General features: G+C 35.3%; 21 protein-coding genes, 1 tRNA gene and 2 pseudogenes. 18 read left to right on the top strand and 6 right to left on the bottom strand.

Annotation, left to right across the window (positions count from 1 at the left end; genetic code table 11):
* Window positions 1-41: 41 nt before the first annotated feature.
* The 5 genes from I2490_RS00625 to I2490_RS00605 all read left to right on the top strand — a co-directional run bounded on the left by I2490_RS00625 (window position 42) and on the right by I2490_RS00605 (window position 5,864).
* Window positions 42-1,256, top strand: a complete 1,215-nt coding sequence (locus I2490_RS00625) for a CaiB/BaiF CoA transferase family protein (protein WP_206457850.1) — start codon at window positions 42-44, stop codon at window positions 1,254-1,256.
* A gap of 23 nt (window positions 1,257-1,279) precedes the next feature.
* Window positions 1,280-2,422, top strand: a complete 1,143-nt coding sequence (gene acrC / locus I2490_RS00620) for an acryloyl-CoA reductase (protein WP_206457849.1) — start codon at window positions 1,280-1,282, stop codon at window positions 2,420-2,422.
* A 10-nt stretch (window positions 2,423-2,432) separates the two neighbouring features.
* On the top strand, window positions 2,433-3,224 hold the full coding sequence (locus I2490_RS00615; protein ID WP_206457848.1) for an electron transfer flavoprotein subunit beta/FixA family protein: 792 nt from the start codon (window positions 2,433-2,435) through the stop codon (window positions 3,222-3,224).
* Window positions 3,225-3,238: 14 nt separating this feature from the next.
* A complete protein-coding gene (locus I2490_RS00610) occupies window positions 3,239-4,279 on the top strand; it encodes an electron transfer flavoprotein subunit alpha/FixB family protein (protein WP_206457847.1) in 1,041 nt (346 codons plus the stop codon).
* Between the two features lie 160 nt (window positions 4,280-4,439).
* The gene (locus I2490_RS00605; protein ID WP_206457846.1) at window positions 4,440-5,864 is read left to right on the top strand and encodes a sigma-54 interaction domain-containing protein; all 1,425 of its coding nucleotides are present in this window, start codon (window positions 4,440-4,442) and stop codon (window positions 5,862-5,864) included.
* A 115-nt stretch (window positions 5,865-5,979) separates the two neighbouring features.
* Here I2490_RS00605 and I2490_RS00600 read toward each other — a convergent pair whose 3' ends face one another.
* Window positions 5,980-7,089, bottom strand: a complete 1,110-nt coding sequence (locus I2490_RS00600; protein WP_206457845.1) for an aminopeptidase — start codon at window positions 7,087-7,089, stop codon at window positions 5,980-5,982.
* Window positions 7,090-7,345: 256 nt separating this feature from the next.
* Here I2490_RS00600 and I2490_RS00595 point away from each other — a divergent pair.
* A tRNA-Ser gene (locus tag I2490_RS00595) sits at window positions 7,346-7,433 on the top strand.
* A gap of 139 nt (window positions 7,434-7,572) precedes the next feature.
* Here I2490_RS00595 and I2490_RS00590 read toward each other — a convergent pair.
* Window positions 7,573-8,936: pseudogene (locus I2490_RS00590) on the bottom strand (IS1182 family transposase).
* 395 nt (window positions 8,937-9,331) lie between these two features.
* Between I2490_RS00590 and I2490_RS00585 the strand changes: the two are divergent.
* Window positions 9,332-10,126, top strand: a complete 795-nt coding sequence (locus I2490_RS00585; protein ID WP_206457844.1) for an MBL fold metallo-hydrolase — start codon at window positions 9,332-9,334, stop codon at window positions 10,124-10,126.
* Window positions 10,127-10,346: 220 nt separating this feature from the next.
* Here I2490_RS00585 and I2490_RS00580 read toward each other — a convergent pair.
* Window positions 10,347-11,710 (bottom strand): annotated as a pseudogene (locus I2490_RS00580) (IS1182 family transposase).
* A 261-nt stretch (window positions 11,711-11,971) separates the two neighbouring features.
* On the opposite strand from I2490_RS00580, the gene I2490_RS00575 reads away from it, so the two are divergent.
* Complete coding sequence (locus tag I2490_RS00575; RefSeq protein ID WP_206457843.1) at window positions 11,972-12,319, top strand: PadR family transcriptional regulator; 348 nt, start codon at window positions 11,972-11,974, stop codon at window positions 12,317-12,319.
* Window positions 12,306-13,703, top strand: a complete 1,398-nt coding sequence (locus tag I2490_RS00570) for an FtsW/RodA/SpoVE family cell cycle protein (RefSeq protein ID WP_206457842.1) — start codon at window positions 12,306-12,308, stop codon at window positions 13,701-13,703. The genes I2490_RS00575 and I2490_RS00570 overlap by 14 nt, the downstream gene beginning before the upstream one ends.
* An 85-nt stretch (window positions 13,704-13,788) precedes the next feature.
* Here I2490_RS00570 and I2490_RS00565 read toward each other — a convergent pair whose 3' ends face one another.
* The 3 genes from I2490_RS00565 to I2490_RS00555 all read right to left on the bottom strand — a co-directional run bounded on the left by I2490_RS00565 (window position 13,789) and on the right by I2490_RS00555 (window position 16,081).
* Window positions 13,789-14,532, bottom strand: a complete 744-nt coding sequence (locus I2490_RS00565) for an ABC transporter permease (protein ID WP_206457841.1) — start codon at window positions 14,530-14,532, stop codon at window positions 13,789-13,791.
* The gene (locus tag I2490_RS00560; RefSeq protein ID WP_206457840.1) at window positions 14,507-15,253 is read right to left on the bottom strand and encodes an ABC transporter ATP-binding protein; all 747 of its coding nucleotides are present in this window, start codon (window positions 15,251-15,253) and stop codon (window positions 14,507-14,509) included. Before I2490_RS00560 ends, I2490_RS00565 begins: the two co-directional genes overlap by 26 nt.
* Window positions 15,254-15,337: 84 nt before the next feature.
* Entirely contained in the window at window positions 15,338-16,081 is a 744-nt protein-coding gene (locus I2490_RS00555; protein WP_206457839.1) for a MerR family transcriptional regulator, read from the bottom strand.
* Between the two features lie 346 nt (window positions 16,082-16,427).
* On the opposite strand from I2490_RS00555, the gene I2490_RS00550 reads away from it, so the two are divergent.
* From I2490_RS00550 to I2490_RS00510, 9 genes are all read left to right on the top strand, one after another.
* Window positions 16,428-17,804, top strand: coding sequence for a radical SAM protein (locus I2490_RS00550; RefSeq protein ID WP_206457838.1), 1,377 nt, complete (start codon window positions 16,428-16,430; stop codon window positions 17,802-17,804).
* A gap of 88 nt (window positions 17,805-17,892) precedes the next feature.
* On the top strand, window positions 17,893-18,189 hold the full coding sequence (locus I2490_RS00545) for a DUF3892 domain-containing protein (protein WP_206457837.1): 297 nt from the start codon (window positions 17,893-17,895) through the stop codon (window positions 18,187-18,189).
* Window positions 18,190-18,344: 155 nt separating this feature from the next.
* Window positions 18,345-18,821 carry a DUF134 domain-containing protein gene (locus I2490_RS00540; RefSeq protein ID WP_206457836.1) on the top strand — a complete coding sequence of 159 codons (477 nt, stop codon included), beginning with the start codon at window positions 18,345-18,347 and terminating at the stop codon, window positions 18,819-18,821.
* 253 nt (window positions 18,822-19,074) lie between these two features.
* Window positions 19,075-20,703 carry a hydroxylamine reductase gene (gene hcp / locus I2490_RS00535; protein WP_206457835.1) on the top strand — a complete coding sequence of 543 codons (1,629 nt, stop codon included), beginning with the start codon at window positions 19,075-19,077 and terminating at the stop codon, window positions 20,701-20,703.
* Window positions 20,704-20,824: 121 nt separating this feature from the next.
* Window positions 20,825-21,535 (top strand): UMP kinase, encoded by a 711-nt coding sequence (gene pyrH, locus I2490_RS00530; RefSeq protein ID WP_334300389.1) that lies wholly within the window; start codon window positions 20,825-20,827, stop codon window positions 21,533-21,535.
* 20 nt (window positions 21,536-21,555) lie between these two features.
* On the top strand, window positions 21,556-22,110 hold the full coding sequence (gene frr / locus I2490_RS00525) for a ribosome recycling factor (RefSeq protein WP_206457833.1): 555 nt from the start codon (window positions 21,556-21,558) through the stop codon (window positions 22,108-22,110).
* A gap of 12 nt (window positions 22,111-22,122) precedes the next feature.
* Complete coding sequence (locus tag I2490_RS00520; RefSeq protein ID WP_206457832.1) at window positions 22,123-22,329, top strand: hypothetical protein; 207 nt, start codon at window positions 22,123-22,125, stop codon at window positions 22,327-22,329.
* A 54-nt stretch (window positions 22,330-22,383) separates the two neighbouring features.
* A complete protein-coding gene (locus I2490_RS00515) occupies window positions 22,384-23,109 on the top strand; it encodes an isoprenyl transferase (RefSeq protein ID WP_245157036.1) in 726 nt (241 codons plus the stop codon).
* Window positions 23,109-23,900 (top strand): phosphatidate cytidylyltransferase, encoded by a 792-nt coding sequence (locus I2490_RS00510; RefSeq protein ID WP_206457830.1) that lies wholly within the window; start codon window positions 23,109-23,111, stop codon window positions 23,898-23,900. The genes I2490_RS00515 and I2490_RS00510 overlap by 1 nt, the downstream gene beginning before the upstream one ends.
* Window positions 23,901-23,914: the final 14 nt, after the last annotated feature.

Here is a 23,914-nt window from a genome sequence, read left to right as displayed (position 1 = left end):
ATAAAAAATGATAAAAGAAAAGATTTAGGAGGTAATAACTTATGTTGCATAAACCTTTAGAAGGAGTAAAAGTAATCGATTTAACTTATTTTGTAGCAGGACCTGGAACCGCTAAAATCTTAGCGGACTGGGGCGCAGATGTAATTAAAGTAGAACCAAGTTTCGGTGATCCGGGAAGAAAAACTGGAGCGACGATGATGATGCCGATTGAAGAGGATGCTAATCCGTTCTATACGACTTATAATGCCAATAAGCGTGGATTTTCAGTGAATCTTAAATGTGAGCACGGCCTTGAAATCATGGATAAGCTTCTTTCACAAGCAAATGTATTCGTTTCAAGCTATCGAACAGGAGCTTTGAAAAGATTGGGCCTTGATTTTGAAACTTTAGCAGAACGTCATCCGCATCTTATTTGGGCACAGGTAAACGGATTTGGTGATTACGGTCCTGCAAAAGACAATCCTGGTTTTGATACCGTTGCTTTCTGGGCACGAAGCGGAACAATGCTTGATATCGCAGAAAAAGATACTTCTCCGATTAATCCTCCTATTGGATTTGGAGATGCAACTACATCTTGCAGTTTGGCAGGGGGAATTTGCGCAGCTTTATATCATCAGGCAAAAACAGGGAAAGGTCAAAAAGTAATGGTGTCTCTTTTTGGTCAGGCTATTTGGAATGCAAGCTCATTGATTGCATCCACACAATATGGAGACGAATATCCAAAGACAAGGAAAGATGCAGTTTCTCCGGTTATAAATTCTTATAAATGCAGTGACGGGAAATGGATTTTCTTAAGCATTCTTGAATACGATCGCTATTTTCCAACACTTTGTGGAGTTTTAGGAAGAGAAGATCTGATCAATGACGAACGGTTTGCTACGGCTGTTTCCGGAAAAAAGAACGCTCCTGCATTGATCGCAGAAATTGACAAAGAGTTTGCGAAGCATACCCAAGAGGAAATGATTCAAATATTGACTTCTGCAGACATTGCGCATGAAAGAATTCAGCATTTTTCGGATGTTATCTCTGATCCTCAGGCATTGGAAAATAAATATGTCGTTGAAGATACAAACCGTGATGGTTCAAAAACAATCTATGCAATGACTCCGATTAAATTTGGAAATATAGAGGCAAATCTAAGCCGAACTTCTCCATTAATCGGTGAGCATTCAGAAGAAATATTAAAGGAAATTGGATATTCCGAGAATGAAATTGGAGATTTCATACAAGAGGGAGTTATAGCCGTAAGTAAATAAGCAAAATGTAAGGAGGAAGATTTATGGATTTTAAATTTACAGATGCACAAATCATGCTGCAGAAAGTTGCAAAGGAATTTGCGGAAACAGAAATTGCCCCCATTGCAGCAGAGGTGGATAAATTAGGGTATTTTCCAAAAGAAAGTTTTGAAAAAATGGCCAAAATAGGATTTACTGGCATTGGTACTCCAGTTGAATTTGGAGGAAGCGGCGGTAATGATATCGATAAGGCTATCGTGGTAACTGAAATTGCTAAAAAATGTGCCGCAACAGCAGCAATTTTATCCATACATACAATTTTTGCAGCAGTCGTAGAGAAATTTGGAAACGAAGAGCAGAAACAAAAATATCTTCCAAAAGTAACAAGTGGTGGTTGCTTAGGCGCATTTGCCCTTACTGAACCAAATGCGGGAAGTGATGCAGCGAGTGCAAAAACGACTGCAATTCTTGATGAAGACAGCGGTGAATATGTATTAAATGGAACAAAATGTTTTATTTCCGGAGGAGGTCAAGCACAATATCTTGCTATTTTTGCACTAACGGATCCGTCAAAGGGATTAAAGGGTATGTCCTGTATCCTTGTAGAAAAAGGAACACCGGGATTCTCGATTGGAAAAATTGAAGAGAAAATGGGAATCCATGGATCCGAAACAGCGGAACTTATCTTTGATAATTGTCGTGTACCGAAAGAAAATCTGATTGGTGTGGAAGGAAAAGGATTTAAGATAGCAATGTCAGCTCTTGATGGAGCAAGAGTCGGTGTTGCCGCGCAGGCACTTGGCATTGCGGAGGGAGCTTTGGAGGAAACAATTAAATATGTACATGAAAGGGTTCAATTTGGAAAACCAATTGGGCAGCTTCAGGGTATTCAATGGTATATAGCGGATATGGCAACAAAGACCGAGTGTGCTAAGTGGATGATGTATCGAGCTGCTTATTTGAAGAAGGAAGGTCTTCCATATACAAAAGAAGCGGCAATGGCAAAATTGAATGCTTCTGAAAATGCAAGATTTGTAACAAACCTCGCACTGCAGATTCATGGCGGTTACGGTTATATGAAAGATTATCCTTTAGAAAGAATGTATCGAGATGCAAAAATAACCGAAATTTATGAGGGTACATCAGAAATTCACAAGGTTGTTATTTCCAGAGCGGTGATTGGATAGGAGGAAAAGTATGAATATAATTGTATGCGTAAAGCAAGTTCCAAATACAAATGAAGTAAGAATCAATCAAGAGACCGGTACTTTAATTCGAGATGGAGTTCCGAGTATTATAAATCCAGATGACAGAAATGCTCTGGAAGAGGCGCTAGCATTGAAAGATGAACACGGTGGAAAAGTTTCTGTAATCAGTATGGGTCCACCGCAGGCAAAAGAAGCACTAAAGGAAGCTTTGGCTATGGGAGCCGATGAAGCGGTTCTGGTAACGGATCGAGCGTTTGGAGGTTCAGATACTTGGGCAACTGCGACAATTTTAGCAGCAGCTGTTGAAAAAGTTGGAGGGTATGATTTAGTATTTTGCGGGAGACAAGCTATTGATGGAGATACTGCACAAGTAGGACCGGAAATGGCTGAGTTCCTTGATCTTCCGCAAGTTACATATTGCAAAGAAATAAAAGTTGACGGAGAAAAAATTATTGTAAACCGTTTTACGGAAACCGGTGATTATATCTTGGAAGTAAAACCTCCTGTAGTTTTTACTGCAATTAAGGAGCTGAATAAGCCAAGATATCCTTCTGCCAGAGGTATTTTTGAAGTGTACGACGGACCGGATCAGATTAAAGTATATACGTTAGAAGATTTGGATGTGGATGTAACCCAAATAGGGCTAAAAGGTTCTCCGACAAATGTATATAAGTCATTTGTTCCAGTGAGATCAAAAAATAGTGAGATAATCGAAGGTTTTAATAACAAAGAAAAAGCGGCAACTCTTGTAGACAAGCTATGTGATTTGAAACTCATATAAAAGGAGGTTACATAATGAAACGAGCAAAGGTAAATCAAAATGTTAATTTAGCAGAATATCATGATGTATGGATTATTGGAGAGCAGAGAGAGGGGAAAATTCATCCTGTAACTGTAGAGTTAATTGGAGAAGGAAGAAAATTAGCAGATAAAATCGGAAAAAAGGTAATTGCTGTTGTTGCAGGATATGATATAGAGGAAGAGGTTAAAAAATTACTTCATTATGGTGTTGATAAAATAATTTACATTCAACATCCTTTACTGAAAGAGTTTTCAACAGATGGTTATGCCATTGCAACTTCTCAGCTGATTCTTGAAAGAAAGCCGGAAATTGTTCTGGTTGGGGCAACTTCCATTGGAAGAGATGTAGGACCGAGAATTGCTGCACAAATAGGAACCGGACTGGTTGCTGATTGCACGTCTCTTGACATTGATCCAGAGGATGGGAAAATCTTGCAGACACGTCCTGCTTTTGGAGGCAATCTTATGGCTACCATTATTTGCCCGAAAAACCGTCCGCAGATGTCCACCGTTCGACCAGGGGTAATGCAAAAAGCATCTTACATTGAAAATCCGAAAGGAGAGATAGAGATCTTTGAACCAAATCTTGAAGAAAAGGATATTCGTGTAAAATTAATTGATAAGATTGTAGCGGATAAAAAGGCTGTGAATTTGATTGATGCAAAAATAATTGTATCTGGAGGCCGTGGATTAAAAGGAGCTGTCGGTTTTGAAACGGTACGTAAATTAGCAGATAAGCTTGGTGCTGAAGTCGGTGCTTCTAGAGCTGCAGTTGATTCTGGATGGATTGACCATGTGCATCAGGTTGGACAAACCGGAACAACCGTCAGACCGGAAGTATATATTGCATGTGGTATTTCCGGGGCAATTCAACATCTTGCGGGAATGAGTGAGTCAAAATATATCATTGCAATTAATAAGGATCCAAATGCACCGATTTTTAAAATATGTAATTATGGAATCGTCGGTGATCTTTATGAAGTTATTCCGGCAATGATTGAAGCCATTGATAAAAAAATAGAATTTGATTTTTAATTGCTTTAAGGTAAGGGCCGATTGTGAGAACAAATCGGCCCATAATATTCATATTGATTAAAAATGTAAGAATTTTAAAAAAGCTTGTCGATATATTTTTTTTCTTATATCATAGATATAACAAAAGATAAGCTATGATTAAAGTTTAGGAGGGGAAATCATGTCTGACAAGGATTTTGCAAGATATAAGTATATTTTTGATGAAATTTTAAGAATGACAGATGATGGTTTTATCGTCGTGGATCAAAATGGAATCGTTACGGATATCAATGAACAGTACTGTAACTTTTTGGGAAAGAAAAAAGAAGAAATTATAGGGTATAATATAAAGAAAAATATTTCCAATTCAAAAATGTTGGATATCATCCAAAAAAGTTATAGGGAAGAGCTTGCTCTTCATAAATTTGAAAGCGGGGAAACAAAGGAAAGCGATGATAGCTTTCTTTTAGTAAGCCGATCTTGTGTTTATGATGAGAATAATGAAATTGCTGCAGGTGTTGCACAAGTAAAATTCCGTCTGCAGACATTAGATTCTGCGAAAAGGCTTATGAATGAATATGCTGAACTTGAATTTTATAAAGAGGCTTATCAGCAAAATACTTCTCATAAGAAATTTTGTTTTAATAATATAATTGGAAGCAGTCCAGAATTCGTAGAAAAGAAAAAAGCAGCTATAAAAGCAGCGAAAACAGATTTTGCCATTTTACTTACAGGAGAAACTGGTACAGGAAAAGAAATTTTTGCACAAGCCATTCATAATGCCAGTTCACGTGCGAATAAGCCAATGGTAAGTATTAATTGTGCGGCTATTCCGGCTAATCTTTTGGAATCAGAACTTTTTGGATATGAAGAAGGAGCATTTACGGGAGCCAAGAAAGGTGGTAAGAAAGGTAAGTTTTTAATGGCAAATGGCGGTACCGTTTTTCTTGATGAAATAGGGGATATGCCTTTAAATATGCAAGCGAAAATTTTAAGAGTACTTCAAGAGAAAGAAATCGAACCTGTCGGTGGTTTAGGACCGATTCCTGTAGATGTAAGAGTCATTTCAGCTACAAGAAAGAATCTAAATGAAATGATAGAAAATGGTGAATTTCGTGAAGATTTATATTACAGAATAAATGTAATAAACATTGATATGCAGCCACTTAGAACTCGAAAGACAGATATTTTAGAGCTTGCTAATTATTTTCTGAAAGAACTGAATAAAGAATATAATAAGACCATTGCTTTGTCTAAGGATGTAAAAAGGTGCTTTACCGGATATGCTTGGCCAGGAAACATTCGTGAGTTAGATAACGTAATTAAAGCGGCATATGCAATTTGTGACGGTTTTTTTATTGAACTTTGTGATTTACCATCAAAAATGGTTTCAAGACATAAGGTAGAAGAATGCATTTCTGTCAATAAAAAATTACCTGATTTAGTCGGTGAATACGAGAGGGAGATTATCATTGACACTTTAAAAAAGAATGGCGGTAATTGTGAACTATCTTCTTTTGAACTAGGTATACATAAAAGTGCTTTATATAAGAAGATGAAAAAATATGATATATGTAATAAGAACAATAAGCTTAATTTTGATTGATGAATTATGTATAAATTGGTATAAGATGCAAGCTTTGTTGTTAAATATATGAAGGATTAAAAAGGGCAGAAACGAAATTCGTTTCTGCCCATAATTGTTGTTATATTATAAAATTTTATTTTAAATTCTCCGGATTTAAACCTTTTAGTTCTGGTAGAACAAAGAGTCCGTCTTTTCGAATGAGTACATCATCAAAATAGATTTCACCACCGCCATACTCTGCTCTTTGGATCATAACCAAATCCCAGTGAACAGCTGATTTATTGCCGTTGAAAGCATCCTCATATGAACAACCTGGTGTTAGATGGAAGCTACCAGCAATTTTTTCATCAAATAAGGTATCCATCATCGGATGGAGAATATGTGGGTTTACACCAATTGCAAATTCTCCAAAATAACGTGCGCCTTCATCTGTATCTAATAATTCATTGATGCGGTCCGTATTATTCGACGTAGCGTTAATAATTTTTCCGTCTTTTACTTCAAAAACAATGTTTTGATAAGTGAAACCTTGTTCTTCGGAAGGCGTGTTATAAGAAATTTTACCATTCATGGAATCCTTGACTGGGGCAGTGTAGACTTCACCGTCAGGAATGTTTCTTTCTCCGTCACACTTAATTGCTCCTATACCCTTGATGGAAAACGTTAAGTCTGTTCCAGGACCTACCAAACGAACTTTATCCGTTTTGTTCATTAATTCTACCAAAGGATTCATTGCATCAGACATTTTCTGATAATCCAGATTGCATACGTCAAAGTAAAAATCTTCGAATGCCTCTAAGCTGCTATGTGCTAATTGTGCCATCGCATTGTTTGGATAACGGAGAACCACCCATTTTGTTTGGTTGACACGATAATCCTGTACTGGTCTTAATACTTTGCTGTAGAGATTCATTTTATCGCTTGGTATGTCCGAATATTCAGAGGTATTGTCTGCTCCGCGAATGGCAATAAATGCATCCATGCCTTTCATTTGCGCTAATTGATATTCTTTCATAAATTCAACTTGCTCTTCTTTGCAGTGAAGCAATATTTCTCGATTCACAGAAGAATCACGGATTTCCAAGTATGGATATCCTCCGGAAGCATAGACTTCTTTGATGAGTTGTCTTGCCAAAGGCTTTACACTTGCTCCTTCGTAAGAAATCAATACTCTTTCTCCTTTTTGTACAGAGCAAGAATAATTGACCAAATTCTTTGCTAATGTTTTAATACGTTGATCCATTTTTTTACCTCACTTTATCTATTTCATTGTTTCCAAATAATATATATCTTGGAAAATTTATAAGTCTATAACGTTTATTATACCCAAATTATTGGAAAATCAAAAGGGTTTTATACTAAAAACGTTATCCTTTATATTGTTAAAATGCTGATTGGAATTAATAGAAGTATCTTGCAATTAAATGCTCCCTATGCTATAATTTCTAAGATGTGACGATTTTATGCGTCTCATTTTTTCTGAATTTTTATCATTCTGTGGAGAGTTGTCAGAGTGGTCGATCGTGCGGCACTCGAAATGCCGTGTCCTTAACCGGACCCAGGGTTCGAATCCCTGACTCTCCGCCAAATAAAAAACTCACTCATTTGAGTGAGTTTCAGACTGTAGACAAAATACCTTGCTAAATTTATATTCTTATAATTTCTGCAAGGTATTTTCTATTTTTTCTATAAAGCTTTTAAAAAAAGAAAAAATAAAAGGATATCTCTATGCCATTTGATTCCTTCTTTCAGATTTATGAATCCATGTTGCTAGTTTTTTTAGATTCATGGACGCAAAAAGAAGATTCAGTTCCATTTCTATCTTCTGAATCCCTCGATATTGTGTATAACGCATATTATGTTTTTCTTTTGCATCGGCAAAGACTCGCTCAATGGTTTGACTCCGTAGTTTGTAAAGATCTCGATACTTTGGAGTATGACGAATGTCCTCACATTGCTCTATGTAGTTTTCCCATATATGACGTGTGACTACTTTTACATGGTCTTTACTTGCTGTGCATTCTGATAAGGAAGGGCAACTCTTGCAAATTTCTCCTTTACTCTTATATTCCCGATACCCTTCTCTATTTGTTGTAGTATAGTTTAACACTTGGTTTTCTGGGCATACAAAGCAATCATAGTATTCATCATAAGCATATTCGTGTTTTTTAAAATAACCATTTTTTGTCATAGGTCGTTTGTATGGTAGGATAGGAATTCGTTTATCTTTGAGTATTTCTCTAGCAATTGCAGGTGTTTTATATCCGGAATCCATTACAATATTTTTTACACCTTTATATCTTTTTACTTTTTCATAAATCTTTGGGAATGCAACTGAGTCATGTACATTTCCTGGATTTGTATGAAAAGCAAGTATGTAATTGTTTCGATCGCAAGCTACATTTGCAGCATAAGCAAATACTACCTTATGCTTTCCTTTATGAAATACACCGCAATCCGGATCTACGGTACTTTTCTTGATTACTTTTGTCTTTTCTTTGGCTTCCGTTTTTTTTTACAAGCTTGTTTTCCTCGTTCAATGCGATCTTCGTTAATTTCTTTCATTAGTTCTTTTTCATAGTATTTAACGGATTCCAAAACGGTTTCTTTTTCACTGTTATGGTTATTTGCACTTGCTTTAATATGTGTACCGTCAATGAAAATGCTTTCTGAATTAATGAATTCATATTCCATAATTTCAGCAATGACTCTTTGAAAGATTTGTTCGAATAAGTCAGTATTTTGAAACCGACGAGAGTAGTTTTTACCAAAGGTAGAAAAGTGAGGAATTTCTTCCTCTAAACTATAACCAAGATACCATCGATAAGCTACATTCGTTTGAATTTCTTTAATGGTCTGCCTCATGGATCGAATACCAAAGGTATATTGAATGAGGGTAATTTTAATTAAGACGACAGGGTCGATGCTTTCTTTTCCCACATCAGAATACAAATCTTTTACAAGGTCATAAATGAAAGAGAGATTAATCGCAGTATCTATCTTACGAATAATATGATCTTGTGGAACAAGAGAATTCAAGGTTACCATTTGAAATTGATCACGACCTAATAAATCTTTCTTACCCATCATAAAGCAAATACCTCCATGTATTTATACATATATTTTACCATAAATACAATAAAATGTATTACATTATGTAAAAAAAACTGTAGGCAAAGATAGAGATATCCTTGTCTACAGTCTGAAACTCACTCATTTGAGTGAGTTTTTTTGTTTAATAAAGTTTGTGGGATTCGAACCCGAAAGGGCAGCGAGAGTGAAAAAAAGTATCGTGGATACTTTTTAACGAGCTGGTCTTCATCCTGTGTTTGGATGAAGACGGCAGGTGCGGAGCAGCTGTGTAAATCCCTGACTCTCCGCCAAAACAAAAAAGTATCCTTTTAGGGTGCTTTTTTTTATCTTGTCCATGTTATAATTAGTTAGATAAAGGTTGTTTATATTACTTTCTCAGTCTGGAGGAATAAATGAAGATTACTGTTTTAGTAGAAAATCATACTAAATGTGAGTTGAAAGCCAAACACGGCTTATCGCTCTATATAGAAACTAAAAAGCATAAAATTCTGTTTGATTTAGGTTCGGATGATACTCTATTTGAGAATGCAAAAATACGAGGTATCGACCTTTCTAAGGTTGATACGGTTATTGTCTCACACGGTCATATAGATCACGGTGGAGCCATAAATCGTTTTTTACAAATCAATTCAACAGCAAAAATATTCGTGCAAAGAAAAGCGTTTGAACCTCATTATAGTAAAATATTTTTTATGAAGATTAATGTTGGCATTGATAGCAAACTTGAAACACATCCACAAATAATTTTGATTAATGGAGATTACCAAATTGATGAGGAATTAAATCTGTTTACCGTAAGTCAAACAGATAAATGCTATTCCACTGTAAATGATACTCTATATGATAGGGACGGAAAAGACAAATTTTCGCACGAACAAAGCTTGATTATCACAGAAAATCAAACAGCTCTTATTATGGGTTGCGGTCATGCAGGGATAGTAAATATTATGAATAAAGCAAATATATATCAACCGCTAATCTGTGTGGGTGGTTATCACTTGATTAATCCAATAACCAAGAAAACTGTTTCAACCACTTTATTAAACGCTATTGTTCAAGAATTGCAAATCTATACTCAAACTCGGTTTTATACCTGCCACTGCACAGGCATAGAAGCATTTCAATACTTATCACAACAAATACCTAACATGTTCTACTTATCATGTGGACAAGAGATAGAAGTTTAATTGAACAAAATGGGCATAACACCAAACGATAGTTCAAGTCTGGATAAAAAATTAGTGATATCCTATATGCAAGATATCACAAATAAAAAACTCACTCATTTGAGTGAGTTTCAGACTGTAGACAAAATACCTTGCTAAATTTATATTCTTATAATTTCTGCAAGGTATTTTCTATTTTTTCTATAAAGCTTTTAAAAAAAGAAAAAATAAAAGGATATCTCTATGCCATTTGATTCCTTCTTTCAGATTTATGAATCCATGTTGCTAGTTTTTTTAGATTCATGGACGCAAAAAGAAGATTCAGTTCCATTTCTATCTTCTGAATCCCTCGATATTGTGTATAACGCATATTATGTTTTTCTTTTGCATCGGCAAAGACTCGCTCAATGGTTTGACTCCGTAGTTTGTAAAGATCTCGATACTTTGGAGTATGACGAATGTCCTCACATTGCTCTATGTAGTTTTCCCATATATGACGTGTGACTACTTTTACATGGTCTTTACTTGCTGTGCATTCTGATAAGGAAGGGCAACTCTTGCAAATTTCTCCTTTACTCTTATATTCCCGATACCCTTCTCTATTTGTTGTAGTATAGTTTAACACTTGGTTTTCTGGGCATACAAAGCAATCATAGTATTCATCATAAGCATATTCGTGTTTTTTAAAATAACCATTTTTTGTCATAGGTCGTTTGTATGGTAGGATAGGAATTCGTTTATCTTTGAGTATTTCTCTAGCAATTGCAGGTGTTTTATATCCGGAATCCATTACAATATTTTTTACACCTTTATATCTTTTTACTTTTTCATAAATCTTTGGGAATGCAACTGAGTCATGTACATTTCCTGGATTTGTATGAAAAGCAAGTATGTAATTGTTTCGATCGCAAGCTACATTTGCAGCATAAGCAAATACTACCTTATGCTTTCCTTTATGAAATACGCCGCAATCCGGATCTACGGTACTTTTCTTGATTACTTTTGTCTTTTCTTTGGCTTCCGTTTTTTTTTACAAGCTTGTTTTCCTCGTTCAATGCGATCTTCGTTAATTTCTTTCATTAGTTCTTTTTCATAGTATTTAACGGATTCCAAAACGGTTTCTTTTTCACTGTTATGGTTATTTGCACTTGCTTTAATATGTGTACCGTCAATGAAAATGCTTTCTGAATTAATGAATTCATATTCCATGATTTCAGCAATGACTCTTTGAAAGATTTGTTCGAATAAGTCAGTATTTTGAAACCGACGAGAGTAGTTTTTACCAAAGGTAGAAAAGTGAGGAATTTCTTCCTCTAAACTATAACCAAGATACCATCGATAAGCTACATTCGTTTGAATTTCTTTAATGGTCTGTCTCATGGATCGAATACCAAAGGTATATTGAATGAGGGTAATTTTAATTAAGACAACAGGATCGATGCTTTCTTTTCCCACATCAGAATACAAATCTTTTACAAGGTCATAAATGAAAGAGAGATTAATCGCAGTATCTATCTTATGAATAATATGATCTTGTGGAACAAGAGAATTCAAGGTTACCATTTGAAATTGATCACGACCTAATAAATCTTTCTTACCCATCATAAAGCAAATACCTCCATGTATTTATACATATATTTTACCATAAATACAATAAAATGTATTACATTATGTAAAAAAAACTGTAGGCAAAGATAGAGATATCCTTGTCTACAGTCTGAAACTCACTCATTTGAGTGAGTTTTTTTGTATGGTAAAGCTTGTGGGATTCGAAGCCGAAAGGGCAGCGAGAGTGAAAAATGCTTGACATATATAGACTTCCGATATATTATATATAGATAATCGATATATAAAGGAGGCCAATATATGTCTATTGACAAGAGTTTATTAACTGGAAGTACAACAACACTAATTTTAAAGCTACTGGAAGAAAAAGATATGTATGGTTATGAGATGATTGAAACACTTTCAAACAAGTCTGACCACACTTTTGATTTAAAAGCTGGTACACTTTATCCGATTTTGCACAACCTTGAAAAAAAAGAGCTTGTGGAATCCTACGAGGAAAAAGCAGATAACGAACGAACTCGAAAATATTATCACTTAACCACAAAAGGCAAAAGCTTGTTAAAAGAGAAGCATCAAGAATGGATTGACTATTCAAACGCTGTAAATAAGGTTTTGAATGGAGGTTTAAACTATGCAACCATTTGAGCAAATAAAAGAATATTGTAACAAAGTCAGCGAGCAAATTCGCTGGAAAAAAGCCAAGCCGATAATCTCTACCGAAATTGAACATCATCTGTGTGACCAGAGAGATGCATATATGTCAGGTGGAGATGATGAAAATTTAGCCACACAAAAAGCCATTGCACAGATGGGAGATGCTGTGTTTGTAGGTCAAGAACTTGATAAAACACATAAGCCTAAATCCCAGTGGTTAATGATAGTGCTAACTGGAATTCTCATCCTAACAGGATTGTCTATTCATTATTTTATAGATGCTTCAGCTTCACTCAGGAGATTTAGTATTTTACCATATGCTCTTGCATTCGGACTTTTTATATGCTGCTACTACATTGACTTTACTTTGCTTGGAAAACATGCAAATAAAATATATGGTCTTATTTTGATTATTTCCATAATTGAAATTATGTTAGGAACAGGAGTGAATGGTAGATTGATATGGCTTATAGGGGGATTTTCTGTATCATTGTCGTACCTTTCTTTGATTTTTCCCATTGCTTTTGCACTATTTGTTTATAGCATGAGGAATAAAGGAATCGTTGGTATTTTGATGAGTGGTATTGCTTATTTGCCACTTGCTGTTTTTTTGTCAGTAATTCCGACACTATCAGGCTTGATTTTATATACCATTACAGCTTTAACAGTTCTCTGCTTTGCAATTTCCCGTGGATGGTTTGGTGTTAATAAAAAGCAAGGATTGATGCTGGTTTTGATTCCTGCTGTAGTAATGTTTTCTATATTGTATATTTTCATAATAAGCCGTACATCGCATAGATTCAGTGTTTTTCTAAACCCAGAGCAAGATAGGTTAGGGACAGGATATCTATATTGCGTAATCAGAGATCTTTTATCTGAAGCCGTTTTCTATGGCAAGGGTGCTATTCCTCAAAATATTGGAGATATAACAGCATTGCCCAACATCAGCACTGATTACTCTCTTGTTTATTTAATTCATCAGTTTGGTTATGTGATTTTATTTTGCATCACACTACTGATAGTAATATTTGCTATGATAGGAATCCATAAGTCTTTAAAAGAAAAGAGTGTTTTAGGCTCACTTATTGCGTTAACAATTATAGTAACCTTTATTTTGCAAGCAGTTTTTTATATTATCGATAATCTTGGCTATGGTTTGGTTTCTTCGCTGTCGTTGCCATTTATTTCTTACGGAAATACAGCCTTGTTCATCAATGCTGCGTTAATTGGCTTTATGCTTTCCGTATTCCGCACAGGAGAAATCTTTAGAGATTATTCTTTTGGGACTAAAACAAATCATGGCAAAGGCAATCAATCCATGTTTTCTTATGAGGATGGCAAGCTAATTATTAATCTGAATGTAATCCATTCTTGAGATACCTCGCAAATAAAAAACTCACTCATTTGAGTGAGTTTTTTATTTAATAAAGTTTGTGGGATTCGAACCCGAAAGGGCAAAATTACTCCCATTTAAAAAACCTGATTGAAATACCAATGCAGATTACAGCCAGCACAATCATGATGATGATCGGCATTAAGACATGGTCTATCGGCAACCCTAGCGATGCCCCTTTGAGTAGCTTAATTCCGTGCGTTAGCGGTAGAATATCCGCTATTTTTTGAAGTGCGGGAGGCATAACTTCGTATGGCAATGTTGCACCTGAAAAAATCAGCATAGGGAAATACAGTATGCTTGCAATGATACTTGCCATTTTAATATTAGGTGCAATTCCACCTACCATCATTCCAATACTAAACATGGACAGCATAACTAAAAAGTAGCCGAATAAAAAATGAAGCCAAGAACCCTCTAACTGATAATGAAAGAAATTCGTTGCTGTAATATAAATAAGCAAGAGAGATAAAAGGGCATAGATTGTATAGATAACCACTTGAACCGTTAAAATGATTACAGGGCTGATTGGGGTTACCTGAAATCGTTTTAATATTTTTTTACTCCGGTAGTCTGATATGACTAAAGGAAGACCCATTACTCCCCCAGCACATATTGAAATTGTTACAAGTGCACCGAAAGATTGCTGTAAAAAAGTATATTCTGCACCATCAAAAGCGGGTTTGTTTCCATAAATAATACCGAGTATGATTAACACCACAAGAGGCATACAGATTGCAAAAATAAACATATCCATTCCTCTTAATGATATCATTATTTCTGTTTTAAGCATTGTTCGAAATGTTTTCATTATTTTCTTCCTCCTCGTCTGTATACCAAAGATAAGCATCCTCAAATTTTTCAAAAGGGCTTGATGCAATTGCTTCCTGTATGGTTCCGTAAAAAATGATTTGACCCTTTTTTAATATACAAATATTGTCACATAAGGCTTCAACCTCGTCCATAAAATGTGACGTTAAAAAGATTGTAAGACCTTTTATTTTTAGATCGGAAAGGCACTTCCAAACATCACGTCTCGCTTTTGCGTCAAGTCCTGTTGTCAATTCATCTAAAAAAACGACTTCAGGATTTGGGATGAGTGCAAGAATTATAAACAATCGTTGTCGTTGACCTCCAGAAAGCTCACAAACAAAGCTTTTAAGTTTATCGTAAATTCCGAATTGCTTTAATAAATCATGATAATTTGCAGCCGACTTATAAAGAGATTGCGTAACCTCGCATAGTTCTCCTACAGTTATTTTTTCTTGATAATTAGCTTCTTGAAACTGGACACCTACTTTTTCAAATATTTTTTTTCTTTCCGTCTGCGGATTCATTCCTAAAATAGATACGGTTCCATAATCGGATTTTTTGGTGCCTAAGATGCATTCAATTGTTGTACTTTTCCCTGCACCGTTTGCACCGAGCAAGCCGAATACCATACCTCGTTTTACGGATAGGCTTATATTTTTTATTGCACACTGCCCATTGTAAGACTTAGATAGCTCATTTACTTTAATTACTTCTTCCAAACTATAATCCTCCTTTAATACATATCATTTTTACATGAAAAAGAATAACACCAGCCAAAAGGCTGGTGTTAAAATGTAGGGTTGTTAAAATTTAGTTTTCATAAATTGCAGTTTATCAATTATTATTTTTGCATTGCTTTCTGCCTCTTTCAGTGAGTAAATTAACTTATCACATACGGATATAATATCATCACTATTTTTGGGGGTGTTAAGTGCTTTTTTTATATTGGTTTTCGGATTCGAAGATAATTCATTGAGCATACGTAAAATTGCTTCAAGGGAATAATTTGCACATCGAAGTGAACGAATAATTTTCAGTCGTTTCATATCTTCATTCGTATAGATGCGATATCCATTTTCTTTACGTTTTACTGATAATAAACCATTCATCTCCCAATTTCTGAGCGAATCCATAGAGACTTTCAGATATTCCGATACTTCTTTTCTTTTCAATGACAAAATATCTTTTTCCGTTTCTCCGTATAAAAGCTGCTTTACGATTTCTATTGCTTCTTCTGCATTATGCTGCTCTTTCTGTACTTGGGATAAATAATCTTCTGCAAGTTTAAGTGCCTGGTCAAAATCATGAGATGCAGATGTTTTTATCATTTTAATAATTTTTTTTCGCAAACCGTTTTGCAGAATTTCTATTTGAAAAGCAATGCGGGCAAGTTTGAATTGTTCAATATGAAAATCAGTAAAAATACGATATCCGTTGTCTTGACGTTTTGGTTTGGGAATAAGTCCTAACTCTTCATAAAGACGAACTGTATTTGGATGTATTCCAATTATCTTTGCAACTTCAGCCGTTCTATAAGTATGATTCATTTTAACCTCCATCTAGAGATAATAACATACAAATAAAGTATGGTGATAAAGTGGAGGGTTTGAGTATATCATATTTAAAATCGAATTGTCTATAATAAGCCTTCTAAATCTTTGTTTGCAAGCATAATTGTAGAAATACAAACGTAGAATGTAAGGAGTGGGTACGAAGAAATAAGCAGGTAAACAGCGGGGAAGAGGGTAAAGAAATTGAATTTTATAGATTTTGATGTTTGAAAATATAGACAATCATTACGCCGTGTCCTAAATTTAAACATGGTGAGACGATTGTCTATATTTTTTTTGAATGGGAGCGTTATATTAAAAGTAGAAAAAGGAGTGATTTTGTATGAACATTGCAGAAAGTGTAAAACGTTTTGGTCTGGTTCAGGCCTTTCATTATCTGGATAAGGACCCGGAAAAAAATCTTCCCAAATTAATGGAATGGGTTGATAAATTTTCAAAAAAAGATGTTTATCCTACGCAGCGTCGTGCAATCCGTGAGGTGATCTCCGACCCAAATAGTAACTGGTGTCAGTTGATTCATAGCCTTTATACAGATATTGACGATGAAGTTCGTAAAACATTGTTTGAGAATTTTGTATTAAATGCTACTTTAGTCGGTTCGCAGCAAATTAAAGCCTCTAAAGAAAAATACGATTGTAATGTACCATGGGCAATTTTGATGGATCCTACTTCGGCTTGTAATTTGCAATGTACCGGATGCTGGGCTGCAGAATACGGAAACAAGCTAAACATGAGCATTGATACGTTAAACAGCATTGTTGAACAAGCAAAAGAATTGGGCATTCATATGTTCTTATATTCCGGAGGTGAGCCATTAGTTCGTAAAAAAGATATTATTGATCTTTGCAGCAAACATTCGGACTGCGTTTTCACTGCATTTACAAATGGCACACTGATTGATGAGGAATTTGCAGATGATATGCTTCGTGTTAAGAATTTTGTTCCCGCAATTAGTGTAGAAGGGTTTGAAAAAGATACGGATTTCCGTCGTGGAGAAGGAACATTTTCTAAAGTTGTAAGTGCAATGGATCTTTTGAAAAGAAAAAAATTACCGTTTGGAATTTCTTGTTGTTATACGAGCAAAAATTATGAAATTATTGGAAGCGAATCATATTTTGATCAGATGATTCAATGGGGTGCAAAATTTTGCTGGTTTTTCACCTATATGCCGGTTGGAAAAGATGCTGTACCGGAATTGATGGCTACCGCAGAGCAACGTGAATATATGTATCATCAAATTCGAAATTTCCGTAAGACAAAGCCGCTTTTTACCATTGATTTTTGGAACGATGGTGAATACATTAATGGTTGTATTGCTGGTGGAAGAAATTATTTACATATTAATGCGAATGGTGATATTGAGCCATGTGCTTTTATACATTATTCCGATTCCAATATTCATGAAAATTCATTGCTGGATGCATTGCGTTCCCCTTTGTTTATGGAATACCGGAAGAACCAACCGTTTAACGGAAATCATTTACGACCTTGCCCGCTTCTTGATAATCCGGGTAGATTAACAGATATGGTTGAGAATTCAGATGCACATTCCACAGACTTACAGTCACCTGAGAATGTACGTGACCTGAGTGATAAATGTTTGAATGCAGCACAGAATTGGGCACCCGTAGCAGATGAACTTTGGAGTAAAAATCATTCTTGCATTGATTGTGTTAAATGTGACGAAAAGGTGATTTAGAAATTTGAATATTTTTTTGTATTATTAGCAAACTATTTTTAAAAATAAACTAGAAAGCTGCCAAATTGATGAATTGGAGGATAAAAATATGGCTAATGATCAAAAAAATCTGTCAAGCTTGCCGATGATGGCTATGGAGGAAATTCCAACACCGAACGCAGATGCAAAGGAAATTGTCGGATTAGTTAAGGAAAGCGGCCGTGTAACAGGATATAAACTATCAGATGGACGCATTCTTGGAAAAGATGAAGGCGTGGAACTTGCAAAGCAGGGTGGCATTCAAGGAGTGGGTGTTGCTGTAAGAAATGGAAACGAGTATTTAAAATCTCTACCTGATGGAAATGATGAAAATAATTTAAGTAATTTGCCATCTGTTTCACAATAATCAATCAAAACCGTTTTTGAGAGGAGGCTTCAAAAACGGTTTTTTTACGTACAATCTTCATTGACTTGTATTCGGAATGATTATAAAATCAAGTTAAAACTCAAATCAACAAAATTCGATTTGAAAATAAATTACTTGTAAAGAAGGTGTCTATTTTGGCAAGGCCGAAAAAATGGAGAAAAATCGAAAAAATTCCTTCGATTTTCTGTTTTGTTCCATCAGAAGATAAGATAGAGAGTATTCCTGGAAATATTTTAAAAATAGAAGAATTGGAGGCAATTCGACTCAAAGATTTAGAAGGCCTTGAGCAGGAAGAATGTGCTGAAAAGATGGAGGTATCAAGACCAACCTTTCAGCGAATCCTGTTATCGGCGAGAGAAAAAATTGCAGACAGTCTTGTGAATGGCAAAACGGTTCATATTGAAGGTGGAAATTTTACACAAAATATTTGCAAAGTACAGTGTATAGATTGTGATAAGGAATGGATGGAAAGTCTAGAAAATTTGGAATCTATTAGAAGTGAGGATTATCATTGTCCTGTATGCGGCTCGACTAAGATTGTTTGCAGACAAACCTGCAACGGTAAATTTTTTCATCGAAACTGTTGCAAGAAAAGGAAAAATCAGCAGTAAAAATATAAGGTAATAAAATTGAAAGGAGCTTTTGCGGTAATTTCAAAAGAATTTTACAGTACGTAACATATGTTACATACAATTCTTAACACGATGTTATAATCAAACATACGAAAAACAATATGGGGATAGCAATTTATTTAAAATGTACATCTGAAATGTGCATTAACGCCATATTTTTTATCGGACACTTTTATCAGATAAGATACGTTAAACTTATTAAAACTAAGGTGAAATCTAGGAGGTAAAATTTATGAGTATGTTTTGTTTTCAATGTCAGGAAACCGCAAAGGGAACTGGATGTGAAATTCGTGGAGTATGTGGAAAAAACGAAGAGGTTGCAAAACTTCAGGATTTGTTAATCTATACGGTAAAAGGAGTTTCTCAAATAGTTGTAAAGGGTAATTTAAATACAGAAACGATAAATGATGTCAATCATGAAGTGTTGAATAGCTTGTTTATGACTATTACAAATGCGAATTTTGACGATGCTGCTATCGAGCAGCAAATTAAAAAGATGATTTCTCTTCGAAACGAATTAAAAAACGTTGCAAAAACAGACAATTTGCATGATGCTGCGACCTTTGAAGCCGATACAAGAACTTCCATGTTTGAGAAAGCAGCTTCAGTCGGTGTATTATCGACAGAAGATGAAGATGTTCGTTCTCTTCGTGAAATGATCATTTACGGTATAAAAGGAATGGCTGCTTATGCAGAACATGCTAAAAATTTAGGAAAAGAAGAACTGGACATTTATACATTTATCTATGATGCAATGGCTGCTACTTTAGATGACACATTAACGGCAGATGAATTGGTTGCACTTACTTTAAAAACTGGAGAATATGGCGTAAAAGTTATGGCGTTGTTGGATGAAGCAAATACGTCAAAATACGGACATCCTGAAATTACAACAGTAGATATTGGGGTAAAAAATAATCCTGCTATTTTAATCTCCGGCCATGATTTAACGGATTTGGAACAGCTTTTGGAACAAACTAAGGATACTGGTGTGGATGTTTATACACATGGTGAAATGCTGCCGGCTCACTATTATCCATATTTTAAAAAATACAATCATTTTGTTGGAAATTATGGAAATGCTTGGTGGAAACAAGTTGAAGAATTCGAATCTTTCCATGGCCCGATTTTGTTTACAACAAATTGTATTGTGCCACCGAGAAGCAAAGAAGTTCAAAGTCGAATCTTTACAACCGGTGCAGCTGGTTTTCCTGGTTGCAAACATATTACAGCAGATGAAAACGGAAAGAAAGATTTCTCTAAGATTGTTGAGCTTGCAAAAACATTACCTGCTCCGGATGAAATTGAAACCGGAAGTATTGTCGGAGGTTTTGCTCACAATCAAGTGATTGCACTCGCAGATAAGGTTGTGGATGCGGTAAAATCCGGTGCAATCAAAAAATTCTTTGTTATGGCAGGCTGCGATGGTAGAATGAAATCAAGAGAATATTATACGGAATTTGCGCAGAAGCTTCCAAAGGATACTGTGATTTTAACTGCAGGTTGTGCGAAATATCGTTACAATAAATTGGATCTGGGAGATATTGGAGGGATTCCAAGAGTGCTTGATGCAGGACAATGCAACGATTCTTATTCTTTGGCTGTCATTGCATTGAAGCTCAAAGAGGTATTTGGATTGGATAATGTAAATGATCTTCCAATTGCTTATAATATTGCATGGTATGAACAAAAGGCTGTGATCGTTTTACTTGCATTGCTGTACTTGGGTGTGAAAAATATTCATTTAGGACCGACACTTCCTGGATTCCTTTCTCCAAATGTTGCGAAGGTACTGGTAGAGAAATTTGGCATTGCTGGTATTGGAGATGTTGAATCAGATATCGAATTGTTTATGAAGTAAAAACTTTTTGACAAGACCAGTATGGAAAAATATAATTGCATATGATATAATAAAGGGACACTATAGACAATAGTGTCCTTTTGTTGAAATTAAGTGAGTTAATAAACAATATTGAAAGGACATGAGAATGGAGCCAAAGTATAAAAGAGTATTACTTAAAATTAGTGGAGAAGCCCTTGCGGGAGATAAAAAAACGGGATTAGATGATGAAATGTTAATTTCCGTAGCAAAAGAAGTAAAAGGGCTTTTGGAAATCGGTGTACAAGTAGCAGTTGTTGTTGGAGGTGGAAATTTCTGGCGTGGAAGAACAAGCAAAAGTATGGATCGAGCAACAGCTGATTATATGGGAATGCTTGCTACAGTCATCAATTCCTTAGCTTTACAGGATGCATTTGAAGCACAGGGGATTCCTACCAGAGTACAAACAGCGATTGAAATGCGTGAAATTGCTGAACCGTATATTCGAAGAAGAGCTATGTCTCATCTAGCGAAGAATATCGTTGTTATATTCGCTGCAGGAACCGGAAATCCATTTTTCTCAACCGATACCACCGCGGCTCTTCGTGCGGCAGAAATTGAAGCAGATATCATCTTGCTTGCGAAAAAAGTAGATGCAGTATATGATTCTGATCCAGAAACAAATCCAGATGCAAAGCGTTTTGATATGCTGACTCATAAAGATCTGTTGGACAAGGGACTAGGAGTTATGGATTCTACAGCAGCTTCGCTTTGTATGGACAATCACATTCCAATTCATGTATTTGGATTGTCAGAAAAAAATAATGTCTTAAAAGCCGTATACGGCGAAAAAATAGGAACGATAATAAAATAATACATTTAGGAGGATTTATTATGAGTACGACCCAAGAAAACTTAGCGGACAAAATGAGTAAAACGCTGGGGGTTTTAAAAGCAGAATTAAACACAGTGCGTGCAGGTAGAGCAAATGCTGCATTACTTGACAAAGTGACAGTTGAGTATTATGGTGTGGCAACACCTCTAAAAAATCTTGCTAATATTGGAGTGCCTGATCCAAGAACCCTTATGATAACTCCATTTGATCCAAAAGTGGTTTCGGATATTGAAAAAGCTATTAATATGGCTAACTTAGGAATCAATCCTTCCAATGATGGAAAAGTCATTCGTTTGGTTATTCCGCCACTTACGGAGGAAAGAAGAAAAGAACTGGCAAAGCAAATTAAAAAGATTGGTGAAGATGCAAAAATTGCAGTTCGAAATAGTCGAAGAGATGCGAATGACCATATTAAAAAAGAAGAAAAAGCTGGTGATTTAACAGAAGATGATGCAAAAAAACAATTGGATCAAATTCAAAAACAAACAGATAAATGCATGAAAGACATAGATAACATGGTTGCTGATAAAGAAAAAGAGTTAATGGAAGTATAGGAGAACCGTGTATTGATAGATTATCCGGATTTACTTGGGATGGTGCTGGAAGAAGCTCTTGAATTATTAAAAAAGAAGGATATTCCTTACCAAGTAAGTGAAACGGCACCTAGAAAAAAAGAAGCTCTTGAAGGAATTCAAAGAGTGATAAACCAGAAAAATAAAGATGGAATTTGTCATTTAATTGTATGTAAAGTTCCTGATGTTTTTCGGAAATAAGGTCGGGCGAATGCCCGACCTGCTTTTGATGTTTAAAAGGAAATGAGGCTAATTATGGATATACCAAAGACGTTGGACAAGCATAATATACCAAATCATATTGCAATTGTTATGGATGGAAATGGAAGATGGGCAAGAAAAAGAAATTTGCCTAGAGTAGCAGGTCATAATGCGGGAATGATTGCTTTAAAGGAAATTGTAAAGGCATCCTCGGTTTTGGGAGTTAAGCATTTAACAGTCTATGCTTTTTCTACGGAAAATTGGAAACGACCGCAAGAAGAAGTAAAGGGCATTTTTAAGCTGTTAATTCTATATATTGAAAAGGAGTTAGCAGAACTTCATAATAATAATGTAAAGGTTAATATATTGGGAGATTACAAAGAACTCCCAAAGGAAGCACTAAATAAGCTGGAAAAATCGTTGGAGACCACAAAGAATAATGAAGGACTTCAATTTAATATAGCCTTGAATTACGGAGGCAGAAGAGAAATTTTAAGAGCTGCATATTTACTTGCTAAGGACTTTTCTGAGGGGAAGGTTACGGAAGCAGAGTTTACAAAGGAAAATTTTGAATCAAAATTATATACAAAAGGGATGCCTGATCCGGATTTGGTCATTCGAACCAGTGGTGAAATGAGACTGAGCAACTATTTATTATGGCAATCTGCTTACAGTGAATTCGTATATACAGATGTACTTTGGCCTGATTTTACACCAAAAGACTTAGAGGATGCAATTATTTCGTTTCAGCATCGAAAAAGACGTTATGGAGGAGTTTAATGAAAACGAGATTTCTTTCTTCACTGGCAATGCTTCCGTTATTGCTCGTGCTTTATTATGGCGGATACCCGTTAATGATTGCTTGTTTTTTAGTTGGTTTCTTTGGAGTTCGAGAATTTTATAAAGGTTTTGAAACCCTGGATATTCATGCAAACCATTGGGTAGCATTGATTGCAATTGTATCATTGTATGCCATTCATTTGTTGCAATCGTTTGATGCGTTTAAGCAAACGGATTGGATGATGTTTTGGTTTTTTGGTGTCATTTTACTTTCTTTGCTTACTTTATTTCAGATTGAAAAACGTAAGCTTGAAGATGCATTGGTTACCATTACAGGAATATTTTATGTTATTTATTTTTCCTTTCACGTTCAACTAATTGCATCAATACAATTAAAATTTATATGGCTGGTATTTCTAACTGCATTTGGTACGGATATTATGGCATATTTTTCAGGATATTTATTTGGAAAGCATAAGCTTTGTCCTAAAATCAGTCCGAAAAAAACCATTGAAGGTGCAATTGGAGGTACGCTAGGCAGCATTATACTTTGTGGATTATTCGGTTATTTCATTTTGCCACAGTTTATGGTGCATTGCATGGTGATAGGAGCCCTGGGTGGTGTTGTTTCTCAATTTGGGGATTTGACAGCTTCTATTTTTAAAAGAAAGATGGGAATAAAAGATTATGGGAATTTGATACCTGGACATGGTGGCATCATGGATCGCTTTGATAGCGTACTATTTACCGCTCCAATGGTATATTATTATATAATCTTGGTTTTAAAATAGATGAACAAAAATGG

The organism is Anaerovorax sp. IOR16 (assembly GCF_017168145.1).
In the GTDB taxonomy this organism is placed as follows: Bacteria; Bacillota; Clostridia; order Peptostreptococcales; family Anaerovoracaceae; genus IOR16.
Note: the sequence above shows the minus strand (reverse complement) of the source record. Positions and strands in the feature narration are given on the sequence as shown.

Coding starts and splice junctions, on each gene's coding strand:
- I2490_RS00515 (WP_245157036.1), top strand. CDS start 22,384: ATGGATATACCAAAGACGTTGGACAAGCATAATATACCAAATCATATT.
- I2490_RS00570 (WP_206457842.1), top strand. CDS start 12,306: ATGCAACCATTTGAGCAAATAAAAGAATATTGTAACAAAGTCAGCGAG.
- I2490_RS00625 (WP_206457850.1), top strand. CDS start 42: ATGTTGCATAAACCTTTAGAAGGAGTAAAAGTAATCGATTTAACTTAT.
- I2490_RS00545 (WP_206457837.1), top strand. CDS start 17,893: ATGGCTAATGATCAAAAAAATCTGTCAAGCTTGCCGATGATGGCTATG.
- pyrH (WP_334300389.1), top strand. CDS start 20,825: ATGAGAATGGAGCCAAAGTATAAAAGAGTATTACTTAAAATTAGTGGA.
- I2490_RS00575 (WP_206457843.1), top strand. CDS start 11,972: ATGTCTATTGACAAGAGTTTATTAACTGGAAGTACAACAACACTAATT.
- I2490_RS00610 (WP_206457847.1), top strand. CDS start 3,239: ATGAAACGAGCAAAGGTAAATCAAAATGTTAATTTAGCAGAATATCAT.
- I2490_RS00585 (WP_206457844.1), top strand. CDS start 9,332: ATGAAGATTACTGTTTTAGTAGAAAATCATACTAAATGTGAGTTGAAA.
- I2490_RS00510 (WP_206457830.1), top strand. CDS start 23,109: ATGAAAACGAGATTTCTTTCTTCACTGGCAATGCTTCCGTTATTGCTC.
- I2490_RS00555 (WP_206457839.1), bottom strand. CDS start 16,081: ATGAATCATACTTATAGAACGGCTGAAGTTGCAAAGATAATTGGAATA.
- I2490_RS00565 (WP_206457841.1), bottom strand. CDS start 14,532: ATGAAAACATTTCGAACAATGCTTAAAACAGAAATAATGATATCATTA.
- frr (WP_206457833.1), top strand. CDS start 21,556: ATGAGTACGACCCAAGAAAACTTAGCGGACAAAATGAGTAAAACGCTG.
- I2490_RS00605 (WP_206457846.1), top strand. CDS start 4,440: ATGTCTGACAAGGATTTTGCAAGATATAAGTATATTTTTGATGAAATT.
- hcp (WP_206457835.1), top strand. CDS start 19,075: ATGAGTATGTTTTGTTTTCAATGTCAGGAAACCGCAAAGGGAACTGGA.
- acrC (WP_206457849.1), top strand. CDS start 1,280: ATGGATTTTAAATTTACAGATGCACAAATCATGCTGCAGAAAGTTGCA.
- I2490_RS00550 (WP_206457838.1), top strand. CDS start 16,428: ATGAACATTGCAGAAAGTGTAAAACGTTTTGGTCTGGTTCAGGCCTTT.
- I2490_RS00600 (WP_206457845.1), bottom strand. CDS start 7,089: ATGGATCAACGTATTAAAACATTAGCAAAGAATTTGGTCAATTATTCT.
- I2490_RS00615 (WP_206457848.1), top strand. CDS start 2,433: ATGAATATAATTGTATGCGTAAAGCAAGTTCCAAATACAAATGAAGTA.